Genomic DNA, 6826 nt, shown 5'->3' with positions numbered 1-6826 from the left:
GCGAGCCCGCCGCTCCCGCGGAGACACCGGGTGGGCCGGCCGAGAAGCCGGCGGATACTGGGGAGACGCCGGCCGACCCGGCGCCCGCACCCGCCGACGCCGGGTCGGAGCCCGCCGGCACGGGGACGGAGCCCGCCGCCCTCGAGAAGCCCACCGACCCGGAGGAGAAACCCGTCGACCCCGCGGACGAGCCCGTCGAGACGCCGACCGACCCCGCGGCCGCGCCCGCCGCGCCCGCCGACCCCTCGGCCCGACCGGCCGACCAGAGTGCGCCCCGACCCGGCGCCACCAGCGCTGCCGAACGCTACGGCTGGGGCGCGCCGCTGCCGGCGTCGGACGAGTTCGGCTACACCGGACCGCCCGACCCGGCGAAGTGGAACCAGGCGGGCGAGTGCTGGCCCGGTCACGCGGGCAACGGCGGCCGCTGTGCCAGCCGGTCCACGGTGAAGGACGGCAAGCTGATCCAGACCGGGCTGCGGAACGGCGACTCGGCGTGGATCTCGTCGAAGTTCAACCAGCGATACGGCCGCTGGGAGGCCCGCGTCCGCTCCGAGGCCACCGGCCCGGACAACGGCAGGCAGTACCACCCGCTGCTGATCATCTGGCCGCAGTCGGACCGCTGGCCCCAGGACGGCGAGTACGACTTCCTCGAGAACGGCGCGCCCGGCGAGCAGTGCGCCGAGGCGTTCATCCACTACCCGCACGGCCGCGGCGCGGTCCAGCAGGAGTACGCCAAGGAGAAGAACTGCGGTGCACCGCTGAGCGAGTGGCACAACGTCGCCGTCGAGTGGACGCCCGACCACGTGAAGGGCTTCATCGACGGCAAGGAGTGGTTCTCCTTCTCCGGCGGTGCCCGGCCCGGCCGCAAGAACATCCAGGACATGCCCAGCGGGCACCTGACGATCCAGCTCGACAACTTCTTCGGCGGCAACATGCAGCCGGCGACGTACGAGGTGGACTGGGTCCGGATCTACTCCCTCGACGGGAAGTGACCGGCTAACACCGGACCGTTGCGGGGCGATGAGTGGACGTGCCGCTTCTCACACGCAGGACCGCGGGGTGGCTGCTCGCGGGCGTCGTGGCCCTGGAGGTCGCGATCCCCGCGGTCGGCCTGGCCACCACCGAGCCGCCGCGCCGCTACTCCTGGAGCATGTTCGTCGCGTCGTCGACGGAGTACGCCTACACCGGACGGACCGCCGACGGCGCGTCCCGCGCCCTCGACACCGGGGGCCTGCCGTGGCCGCAGCGGACCGTCCACTACGGAGCCACGGTCCCGGGGCTGCTGTGCGCGGCGGCCCCGGACCTCGTCTCGGTGTCGCGGACCCGGGACGGCGCCCCGGAGTGGGAGCAGTCGTGCTGAGGCTCCCCGACACGCTCCCCGCCCGCCCGCTGGCCGGGTACCGGATCCTGGTCGGGCTCGTCGCCGGGCTGAAGGCCGTCGAGCTCGGCGCGAGCCCGCTGCTCGGGACCCGGGCCGGGCCGCTGCTCGGGGTCGGCCCGACGCTGCCCGCCCCGGTCTGGCTCGCGCTCGGCGCGGTGATGGGGCTGGCGGCGCTGGCCGTCGTCGTGGGGTGGAACGCGCGGGCGGCGGCCCTGCTGGTCGGGCTGTGCACCGCCGGCTTCGTCTGGGGTGCGGGCTACTACTCCAACCACACCTACCTGCTGTTCACCGCGGCGGTGCTGCTGTCGTTCTCCGACTGCGACGCGGCCTGGTCGCTCCGGTCCCGGCGCGGACACGGCGCCGACCGGGTGTGGGCGGCGCCGGTGCTGGTGCTGCGGGCGCAGATCACGATCGTCTACTTCTACGCCGCGATCTCGAAGATCCGTCCGGACTTCCTGTCCGGCAACGGTCTGGCGTCCTGGACGTGGGACTCGGTGCTGGTCCCGGCGGCGATGCTGACGCCGGTGTTCCTGGTGCCGATGGCGTTCGGCGCGGTACTCACCGAGCTGTTCGTCGCGTTCGGGCTGTGGTCGTCGCGGCTGCGGCCGGTCGCCGTCGTCGCCGGGACCGGGCTGCATCTCGGCATGATCGCGATGCTCTCCGACGGGCTGCACGCCGCGATCGAGCTGGGGCTGTTCGCCACCCTCACCTGCGGTGGCTACCTGCTGTTCGCGGACCGCGTCCCGGTCGTCGGCGGGCTCCCCGGCGCGCTGGTGGTGCCCCGGCAGCGCCGGTCGGAACCGGCGCTGCCGAGCACGGTCACCCGGCGCTGACGCCCATCGCCTCGGCCAGCCGCAGGTGCGGCGCGGCCTCGTCGTGGCGCGAACGGCGCTGCAGGGTGCGCCCGAGGAGCAGGTGGGCGTACCCGTCGGCCGGCTCGCGGCGCACCAGCTCGCGGAGCTCGGTCTCGGCCCGGCCGAGCTGCGCGGAGTGGTAGTACGCGCGGGCCAGCAGCAGCCGGACCGCGGCGGCCCCGGGCTGCTCGGCGACGAGCTCGGCGAGCACCGTCGCGGCCCCCGCGGGGTCGCCGGAGTCGAACAGGTACCCGGCGTGCTCCCACCGATCGGCAGGCCCTGCTTCCGTCCCGGTCATCCAGGACAGCGCGTCGATCCTCATCGGTGCGGCCTCCTTCCGGCCCGTTCGGTTGATACGTCAACCACAACCGCGGCGCCGGGTGTTCTGTTCCCGGCTCAGGCCAGGGCGGCGCGGACCAGCTCGGGCATCCCGGTCGCCGGGCGACCGAGCAGCGTCGCGAGGTCCTTCGACGGCTCGGCGAACATTCCCGACGAGACGAACTCGCCGATGAAGGCGGGGGCCGGGGCCTGGTCGAGCGGTACCCGGCGGTGCGACACCGGCCGGCCGGACTCCGCGGCGATCGTCGCGGCCAGCTCGTCGTAGGTCCACAGCGGTCCGCGCAGCTCGTAGGCGCGCCCGGCGTGCTCCTGCGGCCCGCCGGCCACGACGACGGCGGCGGCCCGCGCGAGGTCCGCGATCGTGGCGGTGTTGAGCGCCCGGCCGCCGTCCGCGGCGACCGTCTCCCCGGCCTCCAGCGCGGTGGCGACCACGCCCGGGTTGACGAACATGTCCGAGTAGAAGGTGTTGCGCAGCGGCGTCACCGGCAGTCCGGAGCCGCGCAGCAGTTCCTCGGTGAGGGTGTGGTCGGCGAGGAACGCGGGTGCGCCGGGCCGGTCCGCGCCGATCGCGCTGGTATAGACGACATGGCCGACGCCCGCGTCGGCCGCGGCGCGGACCACGTTGCCGTGCTGGCGCTCGCGCACCCCGGGGGTCACGTCGGAGCCGGACACGAACAGCAGCCCGTCGGCGCCGGCGAACGCCGCCGTCAGCGAGGCCGGGTCCTCGTAGTCGCCGACGTGCACCCGGACCCCGGCCGCGGCCAGGTCGGCCACCTTCTCCGCGGACCGGGCGAGGACGCCCACCTGCTCCGCCGGCACGGTCTCCAGCAGCGCCCGCACGGCCGCGCCGCCCAGCTTCCCGCTCGCCCCGGTCACGATGATCATCGCTGTCTCCCCATCTCGTCGTGGACGGTGCCGACTCTGCCGGATAGACTTACGTTCGGTAAGTACGTACCTTCTGGTAAGTAGGTGGGTGGACGGTGAGCACGCAGGTGGAACGGCCCACGGGCCTGTTCTCGGGTGACGCGTTCGACAGCAGCTGCCCCTCGCGATCGGTCCTCGACCACGTGACGTCGAAGTGGGCGGTCCTCGTGCTCGTGGTCCTGTCCCGCGAGGACCACCGCTTCTCCGCGCTGCGGCGCGCCGTCGGCGGGATCAGCGAGAAGATGCTGGCCCAGACCCTGCGCACCCTGGAGGGCGACGGCTTCGTGCACCGCGAGGTCGCCGCGACCACCCCGCCGCAGGTCAGCTACGGCCTCACCGGGCTCGGCCACGGCGTGACCGGCCACCTCGCCGGCCTCGTCGGCTGGATCGAGGACCGGATCCCCGAGGTGCTGGCGGCACGCGAGCGGGCCTAGGTCCCGGTGGTCAGTGCCCGCCGCCCAGGTGCCCGGCGAGCCGCTCGTGGCGGTCGCGGCTGTCGTCGTTCATCCCGGTGACGACGAGCGTGCGGCCGGACCGCGCGTAGCGGCGCCGCAGGTCGTCGAGGACGGCGACGGTCGAGGCGTCCCACACGTGCGCGCCGGACAGGTCGACGGTCACCTCGTCGGGGTCGCCGTCGGGGGCGAACGCGGTGCTCAGCTCGCTGCTGGAGGCGAAGAACAGCTGGCCGGTGACGCGGTAGACGACCGCCCCGCCGTCGTCGACGGTGCGGTCCACCCCGACCAGCCGTGACACCCGGTTCGCGAACAGCACCGAGGCGACGAGCACGCCGGCGCCCACGCCGAAGGCGAGGTTGTCGGTGCCGACGGTGACCACGACGGTCGTCAGCATCACCGCCGTCTCGCTGCGCGGCATCCGGCGCAGTGTCGCCGGACGGATGCTGTGCCAGTCGAACGTCCCGACCGACACCATGACCATCACCGCGACCAGGGCGGCCATCGGGATCAGCGCGACGACGTCGCCGAGTGCGACCACGAGGACCAGCAGGAACACCCCCGCCAGGAACGTGGACAGCCGCGTCCTGGCCCCGGACGCCTTCACGTTGATCATCGTCTGGCCGATCATCGCGCAGCCGCCCATGCCGCCGGTGAAACCGGTGACGATGTTCGCGACCCCCTGGCCCCACGACTCGCGGGTCTTGTCCGAGCCGGTCTGCGTGATGTCGTCGACCAGGCGCGCGGTCATCAGCGACTCGATCAGCCCGACCAGCGCGACGCCGAGCGCGTACGGCGCGACGATCCGCAGCGTCTCCCACGTCAGCGGCACCGCGGGGAGGTGCGGGAGCGGCACCGTGTCCGGCAGCGCGCCCTGGTCGCCGACGGTCGGCACGGCGACCGCGGCCGTCACCGTGACCACGGTCAGCCCGACGATGGCGACCAGCGGTGCCGGGACGACGCGGGTCAGCCGCGGCAGCCCGACGATGACCGCCAGGCCGACGGCGACCAGTGGGTAGACCGCCCAGGGCACGCCGACCAGCTGGGGCACCTGTGAGGTGAAGATCAGGATCGCGAGTGCGTTGACGAAGCCCACCATCACGCTGCGTGGCAGGAAGCGCATCAGCCGCGCGACGCCCGCGGCGGCCAGCGCGATCTGCAGCACCCCGCCGAGCACGACCGCGGCGAACAGGTACTCGACGCCGTACTCCCGCGACAGCGGGGCCACGACCAGCGCGATCGCGCCGGTGGCGGCCGAGATCATCGCCGGTCGCCCGCCGCAGACCGCGATGACCACGGCCATGGTGAACGAGGCGTACAGGCCGACCCGGGGGTCCACCCCGGCGATGATCGAGAACGCGATGGCCTCCGGGATCAGGGCGAGCGCGACGACGAGTCCGGCGAGCACCTCGGTGCGCACCAGGCGGGGTGTCCAGCGCGCACGCAGCGTGGCGAGGTCGGGCAGGGCGGAGCGGGGCACGATACGACGGTCGCTTTCACGTCGGGGGAGGGGCGGGGCCGCGGGCCACGACGGCGGGAGCGCGCGAACAGCCCGACCGTACTCTCACGTGAGGGGAGGGTCTGCGGTGCGGGGCCCGGAACTCGTCCGGGGTGGCGCGCCCCACACTCCGTTGTCCCACAGGCCGATCTCAGCGTCGTCACAGCGACGGTGAGCACGATGGGGTCCATGGCGATGACTCCCGACGTACCGACCTGGGTGGGTGAGCTCGACCGGCTCGCCCCGGCCCGCGACCTCGAGGTCGACCGGCGGTTCGCCGCCGCACGGCTGCTGGTCACCGTCGGTGGCACCCCGCAGGGTCAGGTCACCGTGCCGCTGCGCGCCGGGCGCGCGACCGCCGCGGAGCTCTCGCTCGCCGTCGCCGCACTGCCCGCGGCCGGCACCGTCGCCGTCGCGCCGTCCGCGGCCGACCCGGTCACCGTGGTCGTCGCGACCCGCAACCGGCCCGAGTCGCTGGCCCGCTGCCTGCGCGCGGTCCTCGCCTCCGACCACCCGGCGCTGTCGGTCGTCGTCGTCGACAACGACCCGGACGACGAGCGGACCGAGCTGGCCGTGCGGGCCGCGGGTTCCGATCGCGTCCGCTACGTCCGCGAGCCGCGGCGCGGTGCGTCCATCGGGCGCAACCGGGGTCTGGCCGAGGCCCGCACCGAGATCGTCGCCTTCACCGACGACGACACCGAGGTCGACCCCGCCTGGGCCTCGCGCATCGCCGGCGCCTTCGCCGCGGACCCCGAGCTCGCCTGCGTCTCCGGCCCGGTACTGGCCGCCCGCCTGGGCAGCCCCGAGGAGCGCGCCGCCGACGTCGCCCTGGCCTGGAACAAGGGCTTCACCCCACGCCGGTTCACCCTCGCCGAGCCCCCCGCGGACTCCCCGATCTTCCCGTTCGCACCCGGCCTGTTCGGCATCGGCGCCAACCTCGCCGTGCGGGCCGGGGCCGCCCGCGCCGTCGGCGGCTTCGACGAGGCCATGGGCCCGGGCACCCCCACCCACGGCGGCGAGGACTGCGAGTTCCTGGTCCGCATGATCCTGGCCGGCAACGTCCTCGGCTACGCCCCGGGCGCCTACCTCTGGCACCACCACCGCCCCGACCAGGCCGCGCTGCGCAAGCAGATGGAGGGCTACGCGATCGGGCTGGGCAGCTTCCTGGCGAAGGTGGCGCTGTCGCCGCAGGGCCGGTCGGTCGCACTGCGCCGGCTGCCGGCGGCGGTCGCCCGGCTGCGCCACATCTCCGACCGCGAGGCAGGCGCCGGCGTGGCGATGCCCGCCGACGCCGACCAGACGCGCAACCGGGGTCTGCTGAACGGCCCGCGGGCCTACCTCCGGTCGCGCCGCGCGGTGCGGCGGGCCGGCGGAGCGG

The 6826-nt window shown here is 74.5% G+C and carries 8 protein-coding genes; 5 read left to right on the top strand and 3 right to left on the bottom strand.

Features of this window, described 5'->3' with window-relative positions; genetic code table 11:
* The 3 genes from NH602_RS26430 to NH602_RS26420 all read left to right on the top strand — a co-directional run.
* Positions 1 to 992: glycoside hydrolase family 16 protein (locus NH602_RS26430; RefSeq protein ID WP_253069201.1), on the top strand; the 992-nt coding region annotated here is incomplete at its 5' end.
* A gap of 38 nt (positions 993 to 1030) precedes the next feature.
* Complete coding sequence (locus NH602_RS26425) at positions 1031 to 1360, top strand: hypothetical protein (RefSeq protein WP_157818447.1); 330 nt, start codon at positions 1031 to 1033, stop codon at positions 1358 to 1360.
* Positions 1354 to 2214, top strand: coding sequence for an HTTM domain-containing protein (locus NH602_RS26420; protein WP_253069200.1), 861 nt, complete (start codon positions 1354 to 1356; stop codon positions 2212 to 2214). The genes NH602_RS26425 and NH602_RS26420 overlap by 7 nt, the downstream gene beginning before the upstream one ends.
* Here NH602_RS26420 and NH602_RS26415 read toward each other — a convergent pair.
* Both NH602_RS26415 and NH602_RS26410 read right to left on the bottom strand, forming a co-directional pair.
* A complete protein-coding gene (locus tag NH602_RS26415; protein ID WP_237453800.1) occupies positions 2201 to 2557 on the bottom strand; it encodes a tetratricopeptide repeat protein in 357 nt (118 codons plus the stop codon). The genes NH602_RS26420 and NH602_RS26415 overlap by 14 nt on opposite strands.
* Positions 2558 to 2631: 74 nt before the next feature.
* Complete coding sequence (locus NH602_RS26410) at positions 2632 to 3459, bottom strand: NAD(P)H-binding protein (RefSeq protein WP_253069199.1); 828 nt, start codon at positions 3457 to 3459, stop codon at positions 2632 to 2634.
* A gap of 95 nt (positions 3460 to 3554) precedes the next feature.
* On the opposite strand from NH602_RS26410, the gene NH602_RS26405 reads away from it, so the two are divergent.
* Positions 3555 to 3932, top strand: a complete 378-nt coding sequence (locus NH602_RS26405; protein WP_253069198.1) for a helix-turn-helix domain-containing protein — start codon at positions 3555 to 3557, stop codon at positions 3930 to 3932.
* A gap of 10 nt (positions 3933 to 3942) precedes the next feature.
* Here NH602_RS26405 and NH602_RS26400 read toward each other — a convergent pair whose 3' ends face one another.
* Positions 3943 to 5430 (bottom strand): SulP family inorganic anion transporter, encoded by a 1488-nt coding sequence (locus NH602_RS26400; protein WP_253069197.1) that lies wholly within the window; start codon positions 5428 to 5430, stop codon positions 3943 to 3945.
* Positions 5431 to 5637: 207 nt separating this feature from the next.
* Between NH602_RS26400 and NH602_RS26395 the strand changes: the two genes are divergently transcribed.
* Positions 5638 to 6826: glycosyltransferase family 2 protein (locus NH602_RS26395; protein ID WP_253069196.1), on the top strand; the 1189-nt coding region annotated here is incomplete at its 3' end.

Origin of the sequence: Pseudonocardia sp. McavD-2-B, assembly GCF_024124365.1 — a bacterium.
Taxonomy (GTDB): Bacteria; Actinomycetota; Actinomycetes; order Mycobacteriales; family Pseudonocardiaceae; genus Pseudonocardia; species Pseudonocardia alni.
Note: the sequence above shows the minus strand (reverse complement) of the source record. Positions and strands in the feature narration are given on the sequence as shown.